Source organism: Nocardioides sp. Soil796 (genome assembly GCF_001429525.1).
GTDB lineage: Bacteria > Actinomycetota > Actinomycetes > Propionibacteriales > Nocardioidaceae > Nocardioides.
Window position 1 is genome coordinate 354,946 of the sequence record NZ_LMSQ01000018.1, and the last position, 14,188, is coordinate 369,133.

The 14,188-nt window shown below is 69.4% G+C and carries 17 protein-coding genes; 3 read left to right on the forward strand and 14 right to left on the reverse strand.

Translation table 11 applies throughout. The annotated features are described in order from the left end of the window. Positions 1-24 precede the first annotated feature (24 nt). The 4 genes from ASH02_RS13070 to ASH02_RS13085 form a co-directional block, all read right to left on the reverse strand. On the reverse strand, positions 25-1,599 hold the full coding sequence (locus ASH02_RS13070; protein WP_057295145.1) for a long-chain-fatty-acid--CoA ligase: 1,575 nt from the start codon (positions 1,597-1,599) through the stop codon (positions 25-27). Positions 1,600-1,709: 110 nt separating this feature from the next. After that, complete coding sequence (locus tag ASH02_RS13075) at positions 1,710-3,410, reverse strand: ABC-F family ATP-binding cassette domain-containing protein (RefSeq protein ID WP_057294886.1); 1,701 nt, start codon at positions 3,408-3,410, stop codon at positions 1,710-1,712. A 55-nt stretch (positions 3,411-3,465) separates the two neighbouring features. After that, positions 3,466-4,497, reverse strand: a complete 1,032-nt coding sequence (locus tag ASH02_RS13080; protein WP_056681672.1) for a hypothetical protein — start codon at positions 4,495-4,497, stop codon at positions 3,466-3,468. Then, complete coding sequence (locus tag ASH02_RS13085) at positions 4,490-4,993, reverse strand: SigE family RNA polymerase sigma factor (RefSeq protein ID WP_235529945.1); 504 nt, start codon at positions 4,991-4,993, stop codon at positions 4,490-4,492. The genes ASH02_RS13080 and ASH02_RS13085 overlap by 8 nt, the downstream gene beginning before the upstream one ends. Positions 4,994-5,136: 143 nt before the next feature. Between ASH02_RS13085 and ASH02_RS13090 the strand changes: the two genes are divergently transcribed. Then, positions 5,137-6,156 carry a phosphatase PAP2 family protein gene (locus tag ASH02_RS13090; RefSeq protein WP_082563810.1) on the forward strand — a complete coding sequence of 340 codons (1,020 nt, stop codon included), beginning with the start codon at positions 5,137-5,139 and terminating at the stop codon, positions 6,154-6,156. 37 nt (positions 6,157-6,193) lie between these two features. Here ASH02_RS13090 and ASH02_RS13095 read toward each other — a convergent pair whose 3' ends face one another. The 3 genes from ASH02_RS13095 to ASH02_RS13105 form a co-directional block, all read right to left on the reverse strand. Next, positions 6,194-6,793: a class I SAM-dependent methyltransferase gene (locus ASH02_RS13095; protein ID WP_056681681.1), complete on the reverse strand. Its 600-nt coding sequence runs from the start codon at positions 6,791-6,793 to the stop codon at positions 6,194-6,196. After that, positions 6,786-7,622, reverse strand: coding sequence for a tRNA pseudouridine(38-40) synthase TruA (truA, locus tag ASH02_RS13100; protein ID WP_235532583.1), 837 nt, complete (start codon positions 7,620-7,622; stop codon positions 6,786-6,788). The genes ASH02_RS13095 and truA overlap by 8 nt, the downstream gene beginning before the upstream one ends. Positions 7,623-7,691: 69 nt before the next feature. Beyond that, positions 7,692-8,603, reverse strand: coding sequence for a PfkB family carbohydrate kinase (locus tag ASH02_RS13105; RefSeq protein ID WP_056681688.1), 912 nt, complete (start codon positions 8,601-8,603; stop codon positions 7,692-7,694). A 48-nt stretch (positions 8,604-8,651) separates the two neighbouring features. On the opposite strand from ASH02_RS13105, the gene ASH02_RS13110 reads away from it, so the two are divergent. Together ASH02_RS13110 and ASH02_RS13115 are read left to right on the forward strand one after the other, a co-directional pair. Next, positions 8,652-9,011 (forward strand): GntR family transcriptional regulator, encoded by a 360-nt coding sequence (locus ASH02_RS13110; protein ID WP_056681691.1) that lies wholly within the window; start codon positions 8,652-8,654, stop codon positions 9,009-9,011. 78 nt (positions 9,012-9,089) lie between these two features. Further along, positions 9,090-9,827, forward strand: a complete 738-nt coding sequence (locus ASH02_RS13115) for a DUF2786 domain-containing protein (RefSeq protein WP_056681694.1) — start codon at positions 9,090-9,092, stop codon at positions 9,825-9,827. 80 nt (positions 9,828-9,907) lie between these two features. Here ASH02_RS13115 and rplQ read toward each other — a convergent pair whose 3' ends face one another. The 7 genes from rplQ to infA form a co-directional block, all read right to left on the reverse strand. Continuing rightward, positions 9,908-10,579 carry a 50S ribosomal protein L17, sunset domain variant gene (gene rplQ, locus ASH02_RS13120; RefSeq protein WP_056681697.1) on the reverse strand — a complete coding sequence of 224 codons (672 nt, stop codon included), beginning with the start codon at positions 10,577-10,579 and terminating at the stop codon, positions 9,908-9,910. A 282-nt stretch (positions 10,580-10,861) separates the two neighbouring features. Continuing rightward, positions 10,862-11,878 (reverse strand): DNA-directed RNA polymerase subunit alpha, encoded by a 1,017-nt coding sequence (locus tag ASH02_RS13125; RefSeq protein WP_056681700.1) that lies wholly within the window; start codon positions 11,876-11,878, stop codon positions 10,862-10,864. Between the two features lie 109 nt (positions 11,879-11,987). Next, entirely contained in the window at positions 11,988-12,596 is a 609-nt protein-coding gene (rpsD, locus tag ASH02_RS13130; RefSeq protein ID WP_056681703.1) for a 30S ribosomal protein S4, read from the reverse strand. A 30-nt stretch (positions 12,597-12,626) separates the two neighbouring features. Beyond that, entirely contained in the window at positions 12,627-13,034 is a 408-nt protein-coding gene (gene rpsK, locus ASH02_RS13135; protein ID WP_056681707.1) for a 30S ribosomal protein S11, read from the reverse strand. A 76-nt stretch (positions 13,035-13,110) separates the two neighbouring features. Next, positions 13,111-13,485, reverse strand: a complete 375-nt coding sequence (gene rpsM, locus ASH02_RS13140; protein ID WP_056681710.1) for a 30S ribosomal protein S13 — start codon at positions 13,483-13,485, stop codon at positions 13,111-13,113. 178 nt (positions 13,486-13,663) lie between these two features. Further along, positions 13,664-13,777 carry a 50S ribosomal protein L36 gene (gene rpmJ, locus ASH02_RS13145; RefSeq protein ID WP_056681713.1) on the reverse strand — a complete coding sequence of 38 codons (114 nt, stop codon included), beginning with the start codon at positions 13,775-13,777 and terminating at the stop codon, positions 13,664-13,666. Positions 13,778-13,851: 74 nt separating this feature from the next. Continuing rightward, positions 13,852-14,073, reverse strand: coding sequence for a translation initiation factor IF-1 (infA, locus tag ASH02_RS13150; protein WP_026145687.1), 222 nt, complete (start codon positions 14,071-14,073; stop codon positions 13,852-13,854). Positions 14,074-14,188 lie beyond the last annotated feature (115 nt).

The window sequence follows — 14,188 nt, forward strand, 5'->3', positions numbered from 1 at the left end:
CGGCGCCGGGCGGACCGCCGCGTGCTAGACGATGGCGGAGTCGCGGCCGCCCCAGTGCAGCTTGCGCAGCTCACGCTTGAGGATCTTGCCGCTGGGATTGCGCGGCAGCGCCTCGATCACGTCGATGGAGCGCGGGCACTTGAACGACGCCAGGCTGGCCTTGCAGAACGCGATCAGCTCGTCGGCGGTGGCGGTGGTGTCCGGCTTGAGCGCCACGACCCCCTTGACCGACTCGCCCCAGGTGTCGTCCGGCACGCCGATCACGGCGACCTCGAGGACGGCCGGGTGCTCGGCGAGCACCCGCTCGACCTCGGGCGAGTAGATGTTCTCCCCGCCGCTGATGATCATGTCCTTGATGCGGTCCTGCACGTAGACGAACCCGCCGTCGTCGACCTTGCCCATGTCGCCGGTGCGGAACCAGCCACCGTCGACGATGACCTCGGCAGTCTCGTCGGGCCGGTTGAGGAACCCCTGCATCAGCTGCGGCGTGCGCAGCCAGATCTCACCCTCCTCACCCACTGCCACGTCCCCGAGGGATGCGGGGTCGACGATGCGCACCTCGACACCCGGGATCGGGATTCCGGCGGAGAGCAGTCGCTCCGGGTGGCCCGGGTCGCGGTGGTGCTCGGGCAGCAGGTGCGTGGCGACACCCGCGACCTCGGTCAGTCCGTAGACCTGGAGGAAGTCGGTGTCGGGCCAGGCCTCCATGGCGGCGCGCAGCAGCGGCGGTGGCATCGGGGCCGCGCCGTAGGTGTAGGTCTTCAGCTTCCCGAACACCTTCACCGCGTCGGGGCCGGACTGCAGCACCTGTGCCAGCACCGCCGGCACCAGGAACGTGCGGTTGGCGCCCTTCATGATGGCGCCGGCCAGTGACGCGCCGTCGGGGTCGCGGGTCATCACGCTCGGCACGCCGTCGTGCATGCCGAAGAGCACGTACGACGACCCGCCGACGTGGAACAACGGCATCGAGACCATCGACTTGTCGCCGGGCTCGAAACCCCATCCGTCGTGGGCGTTGATCGTGTGCGCGAGCATGTTGGCCTGCGAGAGCATGATGCCCTTGGGCCGGCCGGTCGTACCGGAGGAGTACATCACCAGGCAGGTGTCGTCGGGAGTCACGTCGTCGGCGCGCCCGACCGGCTCCGATGCCGCCAGCCACTGTTCGTACTCGTCGCCGTCGGCGCCGTCGGGCGTGACCACGATGACCTTCTCCACGGCAGTCAGCCGGTCGCGGATCGCCTCGATGGTCGGCATCAGCTCGGCTCCGACGAACAGAACGCGGGCCCCGGAGTCGTTCACCGCGTAGTCGACCTCGTCGCCCGCGGAGCGCCAGTTGACGATGGCGTTGGCGGCGCCGCGCGAGGCGGCCGCCTGACTGATCTCGACGCAGGCCGGGTGGTTCTTGTCGAGGAACGCCACCACGTCACCGCGGCCGATGCCGAGGTCGCGCAGGCCACCCGCCGCCCGGCGTACCCGGTCGTTCCACTGCGCCCAGGTCCACGTGCGGTCGAGGTAGGTCATCGCCTCGCCGTCCGGGTCGTGCTCGGCCCACCACACCAGCCGCTCGTCGAGGAACTGCGGGATCGGTGCTTCGGTCACGGGGATCTCCACTCGGGTCGTGTCCGCGGATGCGCTCGCCGCATTGTGACCCGCGTCACGCGCCACGGCAAGGGCGTCGTCCGTCGGACCTCGTCGCCGTGTCCCGTCGCTCAGCGGACCCGCTCGACCCGGCCCTCGTCCCAGACCGGCCCGTCGGACTCGTAGACCGAGCCGTCGGACCCGTAGACCAGGAACCGGTCGAACCCGCGCGCGAACCAGCGGTCGTGGGTGACCGCGAGGACCGTGCCGTCGAAGGCGGCGAGCCCGTCCTCGAGCGCCTCCGCCGACTGGACGTCGAGGTTGTCCGTCGGCTCGTCGAGCAGCAGCAGGGTCGCCCCCGACAGCTCGAGGAGCAGGATCTGGAACCGCGCCTGCTGGCCGCCCGAGAGCGACTCGAACCGCTGCTCACCGGCGTGCGCCAGCTCGTAGCGGTCGAGCACGCGTGAGGCCTGCTCGCGCCCCATCCCCTGGCGTCCTCGGCCGTCGGGCTGGGCCTCACCCCGGTGCAGGATCTCCAGCAGGGTGCGACCGACCAGCTCGGGGTGCTCGTGGGTCTGCACGAACCAGCCGGGCCGCACCCGGGCACCCAGCTTTGCCTTCCCGTTGTGGAGCACCGGTACGACGGGGACGTCGCCGACCGGCTGGTGCTCGATGTCGGGGTCGGTGCCGCCGGCCGCCAGGAGTCGCAGGAAGTGTGACTTGCCGGAGCCGTTGGAGCCGAGCACGGCCACCCGCTCGCCGTACCAGACCTCCAGGTCGAAGGGCCGCATGAGACCGGTGAGCTCCAGGGACTCGCAGACGACCGCGCGCTTGCCGGTGCGGCCGCCCTTGAGGCGCATCGTCACCTGCTGCTCGCGGGGCTGCTCCATCGGCGGCCCGGCCTCCTCGAACTTGCGCAGCCGGGTCTGGGCCGCGCGGTACTGCGAGGACATGCCGTCGTTGTACTCCGACTTGATCTTGAGCCGGAGCACGAGTGCCTTGATCTTGGCGTGCTCCTCGTCCCAGCGGCGGCGCAGCTCCTCGAAGCGCAGGAACCGGTCCTTGCGTGCCTCGTGGTACGACGCGAAGCCGCCCGGGTGGGTCCAGACCCGGTTTCCGGCCGAGCCGAGCTCGACGGTCACCACCCGGGTCGCGGTGTTGTCGAGCAGCTCGCGGTCGTGGCTGATGAACAGGATCGTCTTGTCGGACTCGTTGATCCGCTGCTCGAGCCAGATCTTCCCCGGCACGTCGAGGAAGTTGTCGGGCTCGTCGAGCAGCAGCACCTGGTCGGGCCCGCGGAGCAGGTACTCCAGCACCAGCCGCTTCTGCTCACCGCCGCTCAGGGTGGAGAGGTCGCGGTACTTCGCCCGGTCGTAGGAGACGCCGAGGGCGGCCGTCGTACAGACGTCCCAGATGACCTCGATGTCGTAGCCGCCGGCGTCGGTGAAGTCGGAGAGCGCCGTGGCATAGCGCATCTGGGTCTTCTCGTCGTCGGATTCCATCAGCGCCCGCTCGCACTCGTCGACGGCGGCCGCCGCCGCCCGCACACGGGGTGGGGCGACCGAGAGGAGCAGGTCCGCCACCGTCGGCGCCTCGGCCAGTCCGGCGTTGACCATCTGCCGCATGACGCCCAATCCGCCGGTGCGGGTGACCGCGCCGGCGTGCGGCGTCAGCTCACCGGTGACGATGCGCAGCAGGGTCGTCTTGCCAGCGCCGTTGGCACCGACCAGCGCGACCTTGGCGCCCTCCCCCACCCGGAAGGAGACGTCGTCGAGGAGCACCCGGCCGTCCGGGAGCTCGTACCGGACACCGGCGACATCGACATGGCCCACGAGCGGATTGTTCCCCGCCGTGGGCCCTGCCAGCAAACGAGTTCTTGCGCCGGGCTCAGCCCAGCGACATCGTGGCCGGGTCGACCGCGTCGAGCAGGGCGTAGTCGAGCTGCTGTGGGCCGTCACCGGTCACGATCTGGGTGCCGCCGCAGTCGCTCGAAGCGATGTCGACCAGCACCACGTCACCGACCTGGAGCCGGTGCACGAGGACCGGCGGCGCACCCTTCGACAGCGTGCACCCGGGGTCGACCTTGGCTGCGTTCGCCATCGTCCGTGTGCTGGTCAGGGCCGCGGTCAGCTGCTCGCCCTGCGCCTCCTTCAGCGTGCGCGAGGAGTCGAGCACGGGCGTGCTGCGGTCGGACCCGTATCCCCCGATGACGTAGTCGCACATCGTGACGGCTCCCTCGGCCTCCCCGAAGGCCGCGGTGCCGAACTCGATCGATGGTGCACAGCCGAGGCTGTCGGTCTCGGTGATCTCGTGGGCCGAGGCGACGACCTGGTCGAGGGTCTCTTGGTCGGCGGCGACCACGTCGAGGGTGTTGCCGGCGAGGCTGACCCGCTTGGCGACCCCGTCGCCGGCCGCGATCGGTTCCTTGGGGGTCCCGGCCAGGAAGGTCACGCCCTGCGGGCAGCTTGCCGTGCCCTCGACGTCGGGCTCGAAGTCGGCCTGGTAGGCGTCGCGGCTGATGTTGCCCGCGGGCTGGTTGGGTGCCCCCGGGATGCAGAGGTCGTACGCCGAGCCGTCGCGCCAGTCGCCGGGCACCGCGACCTCGACGTTGCGCCACGACTCCCACCGCCAGCCGTCGGGGATCTCCGGAAGGTCGGAGGCGGGGTCCGCGGCCCCCGTGTCAGGGCTCGTGCTCTCACGGGCCGCGCTGTCACGGCCACCGGAGTCGCCGCGGTCGACGAGGGCCAGCCCCAGCGGAATGGCAGCCACCACGGCCGCGGCCACGACGGCACCGCCGATCGCCGTACGCCGGCGGCCACGACGAGCCCTGGCCGCGTCGGCCAGCCCGGAGGCGTCGCCGGGTGCCTTGTCGGCCTGCCCGGCGAGGGTGTCGCGCACCCTCTTCTCGAAGTCACTCATCTGCCGTTCCCCTTTCGTGGTCGTGGTCACCGAGCTCGGCCCGCAGCGCGTCGAGCCCACGCGAGACGCGTGACCTGACGCTGCCCTCGCGGACGCCTGTGATCGCGGCGATCGCCGCGTAGTCCATGTCTTCGTAGAACCGGAGCACGATCGCGGTCCGTTGGGCCTCCGGGAGTCGGCGGCAGGCCTGCCAGAGCCGGTCGTCGTACGCCGGCGGGCCGGTCACCTCTGAGCCGTCGGTGCGCACCTCGGCGACCGGGGACTCCCGGCGGCGGAACTTGCGCCACCAGGAGGTGTGCGCGTTGACCACCATGCGGCGGACGTAGGCGTCGGGGTCGTCGGCGGCACAGATCCGAGGCCAGGCGCCGATCGCCCGGGAGAGGGCGTCCTGGACGACGTCCTCGGCGTCCGCGGCGTTGCCGGTCAGCACGTAGGCGAAGCGGAGCAGGCCACCGCCGCGCGCGGTCACCCAGGACTCGAAGTCCGGATCGGTCACACCCACTCCATCCAAGGTCATCGTGCTCATGCAGAACAGACGCGTTCGGGGTCCATTGTGTTGCGAACCCCGGCAATTCTTCGTCCCGACACCTCCCGATAAGGAAATGCCACCTTTACATGGGTTGACGTAGCATTCCGCTCATGGCAGAAGCAACGGGGGACACATCGGTCCGCTCTGCCCTTCCCTCTCGACGGGGTGTGACGCGGCCCGGAATCCGGGCACTGGCCTACGCCGTCTTCGCCGTCGCGCTCGGCGCCTGGATCGTCCGGTTCGGCATTCCGAGTGACACGGTCCAGATCTTCCTGTGGTTGTGGCTCGCCACGATCTGCTGGAACGTCGAGGAGGAATGGCGGTACCACCTCAACTTCGTGCGCGACTGGTGGATACCGGTGGCCGCGCTCGTCGTCTACTTCTACAGTCGCGGCCTGGCCGACGAGCTGCTGAAGATGCCGGTGCACATCCGCATGCCGGTGCAGGCCGACCAGGCGTTGTTCGGCGAGCTGCCGTCGTACTGGCTCCAGGAGCGCATGTGCGGCTCCCCCTGCGACCCCGACAGCCCCGCCCGGTGGTACGACATCGCCCTGGCGGTGGTCTACACGAGCCACTTCGTGGCCGGCCTGATCCTGGCCATGGTGCTGTGGCTGCGCAACCGTGGCGAGTGGAAGAAGTGGATGCGCCGCTACGTCGGGGCCAACCTCGTCGCGCTCGTGATCTACATCCTCTACCCGATGGCCCCGCCGTGGATGGCCTCCGAGGACGGCTATCTCGAGCATCCGGTGTTCCGGATCACCCACCGCGGCTGGGAGGCCGTCGGCCTGGGCCGCTTCCACCTGGTGCTGACCGGCGTCGGCAACCCGGTGGCCGCGATGCCCTCGTTGCACTTCGGCATCTCGTTCCTGATCGCGGTCTACGCCATCATCCGGCTCCGCTCGGGGCTGCGCTGGCTGCTGCTCGCCTACCCCGCGACCATGGGCCTGGCCCTGGTCTACTTCGGTGAGCACTACGTCATCGACATCATCTGCGGCGCCGTCCTGGCCGGCTTCGTGCTCGCCGTGTGTGCCTGGTGGGAACGCTCGCGTGACACCCTCGACCGGGCGGCCCGTGACGGGCTCGACCGGGCCGAGCACGAGTCCGTCGACGAGGCAGCGCCCCTCCAGTAGGAGTCCGCTCGTACGACGACTCAGCCCGGCCGCGGGCTCAGTCGGCCCGGCGCGTCTCGAGCACCCGGAAGCCCTTGGCGCTGGCCAGCCGGGTCGTCGGGTAGCCCTGGTCGCCCAGCCACCGCTGCAACGAGTCGGCGCCCAGGTGTTTGCCCACCACCATCACTGCCCGGCCGCCGGGAGCCAGCCGGGGCAGCCAGGTCAGCAGCAGCTCGTGCAGGGCCTCCTTGCCGATGCGGATCGGCGGGTTCGACCAGATCTCGTCGAAGAGGTACGTCGAGGGCACCTGCTCCGGCGTACAGGCCACGAAGCGGCCGTCGAGCCCGAGGGACTTCGCGTTCTCGTTGGCCAGCAGCACGGCGCGGGCGTTGACGTCGACACCGGTGACGTTGGCCAGCGGCACCGCCCGGGCGACGGCCAGCCCGATCACGCCGTACCCGCAGCCGAGGTCGAGCACCTGGCCCTGGGCTGGTGGTTCGGTCTCGCGGAAGAGGATCGCGGTGCCGTGGTCGAGGTGCCCGCGCGAGTAGACGCCGGAACCGCTGGTCAGGGCGAGCTCGTTGCCCCAGACCTCGCAGGTGAAGTCCTCACGGGTGAACGGCACCGACGGGTCGGCGGAGAAGTAGTGGTCATCCATGCGGGAGCTCCCTCTTGTTGCGTGCCCGGTCGGCCTGCGCGCGCAGTTCGTCGCCGTCCGGGTAGCCGACCTCTTCGAGCGTGAGGCCACGAGCCTGCACCACGGTCACGGCCGGGTTCCGGGCGCCCGCGACCAGCACCTGTGCCGGCCACTCACGAGGTCGCCGTCCGTCGCCGACGGCGAGGAGGCACCCGACCAGGGAGCGCACCATGTTGTGGCAGAACGCGTCGGCGCGCACGGTGAGCTCGGCCAGGCCGTCGTCCGCGCGCGCCCAGTGCAGGTCGATCAGGGTGCGCACGGTGGTGGCGCCCTCGCGGCGCTTGCAGAACGACGCGAAGTCGTGGAGGCCCAGCAGGTCGGAGGCGGCGAGGTTCATGGCCTCGATGTCCAGCGGCTTGGGCCAGGCCAGCACGTGGTTGCGGCGCAACGGGTCGACGGCCGCGGCGGTGTCCGCGACCCGGTAGACGTAGCGGCGCCAGCTGGCCGAGAACCGGGCGTCGAAGCCCTCAGGGGCCGGCGAGATGCGCAGCACCCGGATGTCCGGCGGGAGGAGCCCGTTGAGCCTGCGTCGCAGCGCGTCCATCGGTGGGTCCTGGGAGCGCCCGCCGCCCTTGGCCACGACGGCTTCCTCGAGGTCGACGTGGAGCACCTGGCCACGGGCGTGCACGCCCGTGTCGGTGCGGCCGGCGACGGTGACGGTGACCTTCTCGATGCGCAGCACCGTGGCGAGTGCCTTCTCGAACTCGCCCTGCACCGTGCGGAACGCCGGTTGGCGGGCCCAGCCCCTGAAGTCGGTGCCGTCGTAGGCGAAGTCGATCCTGATGCGCACGGTCGGCAATCCTGCCATGGCTCCGGCACGCGACGGGCTGCCGGTCGGCCGGTCACTCCTCGCCCGGCCTCAGCGCTCGAGCTCGCGGCGGTACGGCGGGTCGGCGCCGGCCCGCGAGACGGTCACCGCGGCCGCCGCCGCACCGTGCGCCAACACCTCCTGCCACCCGGCCGGGTCAAGGGCGCGCAGGCGAGCGCGCGCCGGGGCACCCAGCAGGTCCCTCGCCCACAGTGCGTCGAGCACGGCCGCGGAGAAGGTGTCTCCGGCGCCGATGGTGTCGACGACCTCGGTCTGCAGCGCCGCGACCTCGACGGTCGCCTCGGCGGTGAAGCACGTCGCGCCCGCGCTCCCCCGGGTCAGCACGACCGCGGCAGGTCCGAGGGCCAGGAGGGCCGCGGCCGACTCCGGCGCCGAGCGCAGCGGGAACAGGCCCTTGAGGTCCTCGTCGGAGGCCTTCACGACGTCACTGAGCCCGACCAGGTGCTCCGCCCGCCGTCGAACCTCGTCCCCGCGACCGCTGACCTCGGGGCGCAGGTTCAGGTCGAAGCTGACCGTGGCCCCGGTTCGCATCCTGGCGACCAGGTCGCGCACGTCGTCCGCACCGGGGCTCAGCACGGCGCCGAGGGAGCAGAGATGCACGACGACCGGTGCCAGGTCGGTGGGCTGCGCCATGCGCCACTCGATGTCGAAGTCATAGCTGGCCCCGCCTCCCGGGCCGATGGTGGCGACCGCCGTCGACGTCCTCGCCAGCTGCAGCGGGTCACTGGCCAGGCCGACCCCGTTCGCGGCCAGGTGGTCGGCCAACAACCGGCCGTGCTCGTCGTCGGCCCAGCTCGTGGCCAGGAGTGTGGGCCGCTCCAACCTCGACAGGGCGACCGCGACGTTGGCCGCGCTGCCACCGGGGAACGCGGTGACGGATCCGTCCGCCGCATGCACGACGTCCACCAGTGACTCCCCGACGACCAGCGCGACGTTGTCCATGCCCCCTCTCTACCGCATCGGCCCCGCGCCACCTCATAGGGTGCGGGCATGGAGTTCACACCGCTCGATCCGGAGTCGGCCACGCCGCCGTACGAACAGCTGCGCGTGCAGATCGCCTCGCGGGTGGCCTCGGGCGAGCTCACGCCGGGCACGAGGCTGCCCACAGTGCGGGGCCTCGCCGGACAGGTCGGGCTGGCCGTGAACACCGTCGCCCGGGTCTACCGGGAGCTCGAGGCCGACGGGGTCGTGGTGACTGAGGGCCGGCGCGGCACGTCGGTGGCCAGCACTGCGACGGCCTCCGGCGGGGAGGCCCGGGCAGCCGCCGCGGCGTACGTCGCGACCGCGCGCCAGCTGGGCCTGGAGCTGTCGGAGAGCCTGCGCCTGGTCGAGCAGCACTGGCGCGCCTGACGATGCCTGTGGAGAACCTCCGCCGCTGTCGGTGCGGTGTCGCAGAGTTGTCCACCCACCGACGAGAGGATTCCCCCCATGCACGCTGACCACCCCATGCTGGCGAAGATCCGCAAGCTGCTGGCCAAGGCCGAGAACGACGCCTCGACGCCCGAGGAGGCCGAGCTCTACACGGCCAAGGCGGCCACGCTCATTGCCGACTACGGCATCGACCAGGCGCTCCTGGCCGCCGAGGTGCCGCAGTCCGACGTCGTGGGCGACCGCGTCGTGCATCTCGAGGCGCCCTATGCCCGCGACAAGGCCGACCTGCTCAGCGCGGTGGCGGTCAGGTTGCGTTGTCGCGCGGTGCACATGACCGATCGCACGCCTGACGGCAAGCGGTTCGCGGTGCACCTGTTCGGACACGAGTCCGACCTGGCCCGCGCCGACCTGCTGTTCACCAGCCTGCTGATGCAGGCCTCGACCTGGCTGGGCCGCACACCGGTTCCGGCGTGGGACCACAAGGCCGCCTTCCGGCGCTCCTGGCTGGCCGGTTTCCGGCTGGCCATCAGCCGCCGCCTCGAGACCGCGGAGCGCCTCGCGGAGACCGGGGCCGCAGGCCGGGCCGCCGCGGCCGGCCGCTCCATGGGCCTCGTGCTCGCCGACCGCTCGCTCGACGTCGCCCGGGCGGTCACCGACACCTACCCCCGCCTCGGTACGGCGCGGCCGCGCCAGCTCTCCGGCTCGGGCCTGCCCGGTGGCTATGCGGCCGGTCAACGCGCCGACCTCGGTGGGTCGCGCCTGGGGTCCGACCAGGATCCTGCCCTGCTCCCCTGACCTCTGCCGAACCGCTGCCGGGAAATGACGAAGGCCCGCCACCGCGAACGGTGACGGGCCGACGAGTGCGAGCAGAGTGGTCAGCCGGCCTTGGTGAAGCCAGCGGCCTCGGCGGCTTCCTCGGTCTTGAACCAGACCTCGGCAACCGTCGCGTCGTACCACTGCGACTCGGTGGTGTGGAACTTCATCGAGTCCTGGTTGCCCTTGATGGTGAAGCCCTCGGGGGCCGAGCCGTCCTCGAGAGGAGCGGCAGCGTCGTCGCCGAGGTCGGCGAGACCCTTGACCTCGGTCTCGTCAGCAGCGGCCTCGGTCTCGGTGGTCTCCTCCGCGGGAGCCTCCTCGACGGGAGCAGCGGCCTTCTCGACCTTCTTGGTCGACGGGGCCTTGGGGCTGTAGGCCTCGGTCACCAGCTCGATGACCGCCATGGGGGCGTTGTCGCCCTTGCGGGGGCCGATCTTGGTGATCCGGGTGTAGCCACCCGGACGGTCGGCGAAGGTCGGCGCGATCTCGGTGAAGAGGGTGTGCACGACCGACTTGTCGCGGATGGTCTTGAGGACCTCGCGACGGTTGTGCAGGTCGCCCTTCTTCGCCTTGGTGATCAGCTTCTCGGCGTGCGGACGCAGCACCCGGGCCTTGGCCTCGGTGGTGGTGATGCGACCGTGCTCGAACAGAGCAGTGGCCAGGTTGGCGATGATGTGACGCTGGTGCGCCGGGCTTCCGCCGAGGCGGGCACCCTTCATGGGGGTAGGCATTGTGTTCTCGATTCTCCCCGGCCGTGTCAGGTACCGGAGTAGATGTTGCGGGAAGTGTGGTGCCGATGGCGACCGACGTACGAAGGTGACCCCAGGTCCGTCAGCCGCCGAGAGCGACCGACGCACGAAGGTGACCCCGAGTCCGTCAGCCGCCGCGAGCGACCGCTGTACGAGGGTGACCCCAGGTCCGGCAGCCGCCAGCCGACCTCAAGCCGAGCGAACCTCGACCGCGAGGCCGGCAGCGTGGACGGACGGAGTCCGGACACGCTCGGCCAAATTCAATTAGTACTGCTCGTCCTCGACGAAGGTGTCGTCGTCGTCATCGCCGTACGCGGCGAGGGCGGTGGCCGGGTCGAAGCCGGGCGCGCTGTCCTTGAGGGACAGGCCCATCTCGACCAGCTTGCCCTTGACCTCGTCGATCGACTTGGAACCGAAGTTCCGGATGTCGAGCAGGTCCTGCTCCGAGCGCGAGATGAGCTCACCCACGGTGTGGATGCCCTCGCGCTTGAGGCAGTTGTAGGAGCGAACGGTCAGCTGCAGGTCCTCGACCGGGAGGGCGAGGTCGGCAGCCAGCTGCTCGTCGACGGGCGACGGGCCGATGTCGATGCCCTCGGCCTCGACGTTCAGCTCGCGGGCCAGGCCGAAGAGCTCGACCAGCGTCTTGCCGGCCGAGGCGATCGCGTCGCGGGGACGGATCGACGGCTTGGTCTCGACGTCGATGACCAGCTTGTCGAAGTCCGTGCGCTGCTCGACACGGGTGGCCTCGACCTTGTAGGTCACCTTCAGGACGGGCGAGTAGATCGAGTCGACCGGCATGCGGCCGATCTCGTTGTCCCCGCCCTTGTTCTGCACGGCGCTGACGTAACCGCGACCGCGCTCGACGACCAGCTCCATCTCCAGCTTGCCCTTGTCGGACAGCGTGGCGATCTTGAGGTCGGGGTTGTGCACCTCGACACCGGCCGGCGGCAGGATGTCGGCAGCGGTGACGTCGCCGGCACCCTGCTTGCGGAGGTACATCGTGACGGGCTCGTCGTGCTCCGAGGAGACGACCAGACCCTTCATGTTGAGGATGATCTCGGTGACATCTTCCTTGACGCCCTCGATGGTCGAGAACTCGTGGAGAACGGTGTCAACCTTGATGCTGGTGACGGACGCACCCGGGATGGAGCTGAGGAGCGTACGGCGCAGCGAGTTGCCGAGCGTGTATCCGAAGCCGGGCTCCAGGGGTTCGATCACGAACCGCGAGCGGAACTCGTCGACGGACTCTTCCGACAGGGTCGGGCGCTGAGCGATAAGCACTGATTCTTTCCTTTCCGGACCCACCCACTATTTGACGGGCCCGATTTCAAAGGTATTCGGCGGATAGTCGTCTGTGGTCGCAGACTGAGCATCGACCACCGAACAGGTGTTACTTCTTCGAGTAGTACTCGACGATCAGCTGCTCCTGGACCGGGATGTCGATCTGGGCCCGGACGGGGAGCTGGTGCACGAGGACGCGCATGCGGTTCGGCAGCGCCTCGAGCCAGGCGGGGACGACGCGCTCGCCGTGGGTCTCGCGAGCCACGATGAACGGGGTCATCTCCAGCGACTTCTCACGCACGTCGATGACGTCGTGGGCGGTCACCTGGAACGACGGGATGTCGACCTTCTTGCCGTTGACCTTGAAGTGGCCGTGCACGACGAGCTGGCGGGCGTGGCGGCGGGTGCGGGCGAAGCCGGCACGGTAGACCACGTTGTCGAGGCGGCACTCGAGGAGCTGAAGCAGGTTGTCACCGGTCTTGCCGGCGCGGCGCGAGGCCTCCACGTAGTAGTTGTGGAACTGCTTCTCGAGGATGCCGTAGGAGATGCGGGCCTTCTGCTTCTCGCGAAGCTGGAGGAGGTACTCGCTCTCCTTGATGCGGCCACGGCCGTGCTGGCCGGGCGGGTAGGGGCGACGTTCGAACGCCTGGTCGCCGCCGACGAGGTCGACACCGAGACGGCGCGACTTCTTGGTCATGGGGCCGGTGTAACGGGCCATTTCTCAAAGTCTCCTAAGGTCTCGGGGTGATCAGACGCGACGGCGCTTGGGCGGCCGGCATCCGTTGTGCGGAGTGGGCGTGACGTCCTGGATGGTGCCGACCTCGAGGCCGATTGCACCAAGCGAACGGATCGCCGTCTCGCGACCCGAGCCCGGGCCCTTGACGAAGACGTCGATCTTCTTCATGCCGTGGTCCATGGCCCGACGACCGGCAGCCTCGGCTGCCATCTGTGCCGCGAACGGGGTGGACTTGCGCGAGCCCTTGAAGCCGACGGTGCCGGCAGAGGCCCACGAGATGACCGCACCCGTGGGGTCGGTGATCGTGACGATGGTGTTGTTGAACGTGCTCTTGATGTGGGCTTCGCCCTGAGCGATGTTCTTCTTCTCCTTGCGGCGCACCTTCTTGGCGCCAGCCGCGGTGCGGCTCTTGGGAGGCATTCAATATCTCCTGAAGTTTGCTGGTAGCTGTGTGTACGAGGAAGTGGGCGTCAGTGCCGTGCCGTGAGGCAGCGGGTCACTTGGCCTTCTTCTTGCCGGCAACCGTGCGCTTGGGACCCTTGCGGGTACGCGCGTTGGTCTTGGTGCGCTGGCCGCGGACCGGGAGGCCCATGCGGTGGCGGCGACCCTGGTAGCTGCCGATCTCGATCTTGCGACGGATGTCTGCCTGGACCTCGCGACGGAGGTCACCCTCGATCTTGAAGTTGGCTTCGATCTCGTCACGGAGCTTGACCAGCTCTTCGTCGCCCAGCTCGTGGACGCGGAGGTTCGGGTTGACCCCGGTGGCTTCCAGCAGCTGCTGGGAGCGGGTACGGCCGATGCCGTAGATGTAGGTGAGTGCGATCTCGATGCGCTTGTCGCGCGGGAGGTCAACACCAACAAGGCGTGCCATGTGATGGCCCTTTCTGTGAAGAGCTTGCGCCCTTCGGTAGTTCACAGAGGTTTCGGTCGTGTCGCGCCCTGACGAGTGCCAGGCCCCGGCCTTCTGCTCCGGAGGTGGTTTCGGCCCTGAGGCCTAAGCGATCACGTTGTCTTGGTGTTCAGTTGTGTGGGTTGGTCGCTGTTGCGACCTAACCCTGGCGCTGCTTGTGGCGCGGGTTCTCGCAGATGACCATGACGCGGCCGTGGCGACGAATCACCTTGCACTTGTCACACATCTTGCCGACGCTCGGCTTGACCTTCACGAGGACGGTCCTTTCGGTTTGAATTCGGCTGGCACAAGCCACCGACCCGGTCACGCAGGCGCGACCGGTTGCGATCACTTGTAGCGGTAGACGATCCGACCGCGAGTGAGGTCGTACGGCGAAAGCTCCACCACGACCCGGTCCTCGGGGAGGATGCGGATGTAGTGCTGGCGCATCTTGCCGCTGATGTGGGCGAGAACCTTGTGTCCGTTGCTGAGCTCAACACGGAACATGGCATTCGGAAGGGCCTCAGTGATGGTGCCCTCGAGTTCGATCACGCCTTCTTTCTTCGGCATGTCCTCCACAATCTGTTGTAACGGATACGTCTACCGTGGTGCACTGCGACCGGATGGCCGGTCCCAGCTGGCCCGGGAACCTCTCCCACGTGAGTGGAAGTGGACCTCGTGAACC

Excerpts from the sequence above, each read along its gene's own strand:
- ASH02_RS13110 (WP_056681691.1), top strand. The coding sequence starts at position 8,652 with ATGGAGTTCACACCGCTCGATCCGGAGTCGGCCACGCCGCCGTACGAA.
- infA (WP_026145687.1), bottom strand. The coding sequence starts at position 14,073 with ATGCCGAAGAAAGAAGGCGTGATCGAACTCGAGGGCACCATCACTGAG.
- ASH02_RS13105 (WP_056681688.1), bottom strand. The coding sequence starts at position 8,603 with ATGGACAACGTCGCGCTGGTCGTCGGGGAGTCACTGGTGGACGTCGTG.
- ASH02_RS13080 (WP_056681672.1), bottom strand. The coding sequence starts at position 4,497 with ATGAGTGACTTCGAGAAGAGGGTGCGCGACACCCTCGCCGGGCAGGCC.
- ASH02_RS13095 (WP_056681681.1), bottom strand. The coding sequence starts at position 6,793 with ATGGATGACCACTACTTCTCCGCCGACCCGTCGGTGCCGTTCACCCGT.
- rpsK (WP_056681707.1), bottom strand. The coding sequence starts at position 13,034 with ATGCCTCCCAAGAGCCGCACCGCGGCTGGCGCCAAGAAGGTGCGCCGC.
- rplQ (WP_056681697.1), bottom strand. The coding sequence starts at position 10,579 with ATGCCTACCCCCATGAAGGGTGCCCGCCTCGGCGGAAGCCCGGCGCAC.
- ASH02_RS13115 (WP_056681694.1), top strand. The coding sequence starts at position 9,090 with ATGCACGCTGACCACCCCATGCTGGCGAAGATCCGCAAGCTGCTGGCC.
- rpsD (WP_056681703.1), bottom strand. The coding sequence starts at position 12,596 with ATGGCCCGTTACACCGGCCCCATGACCAAGAAGTCGCGCCGTCTCGGT.
- rpsM (WP_056681710.1), bottom strand. The coding sequence starts at position 13,485 with ATGGCACGCCTTGTTGGTGTTGACCTCCCGCGCGACAAGCGCATCGAG.
- ASH02_RS13090 (WP_082563810.1), top strand. The coding sequence starts at position 5,137 with ATGGCAGAAGCAACGGGGGACACATCGGTCCGCTCTGCCCTTCCCTCT.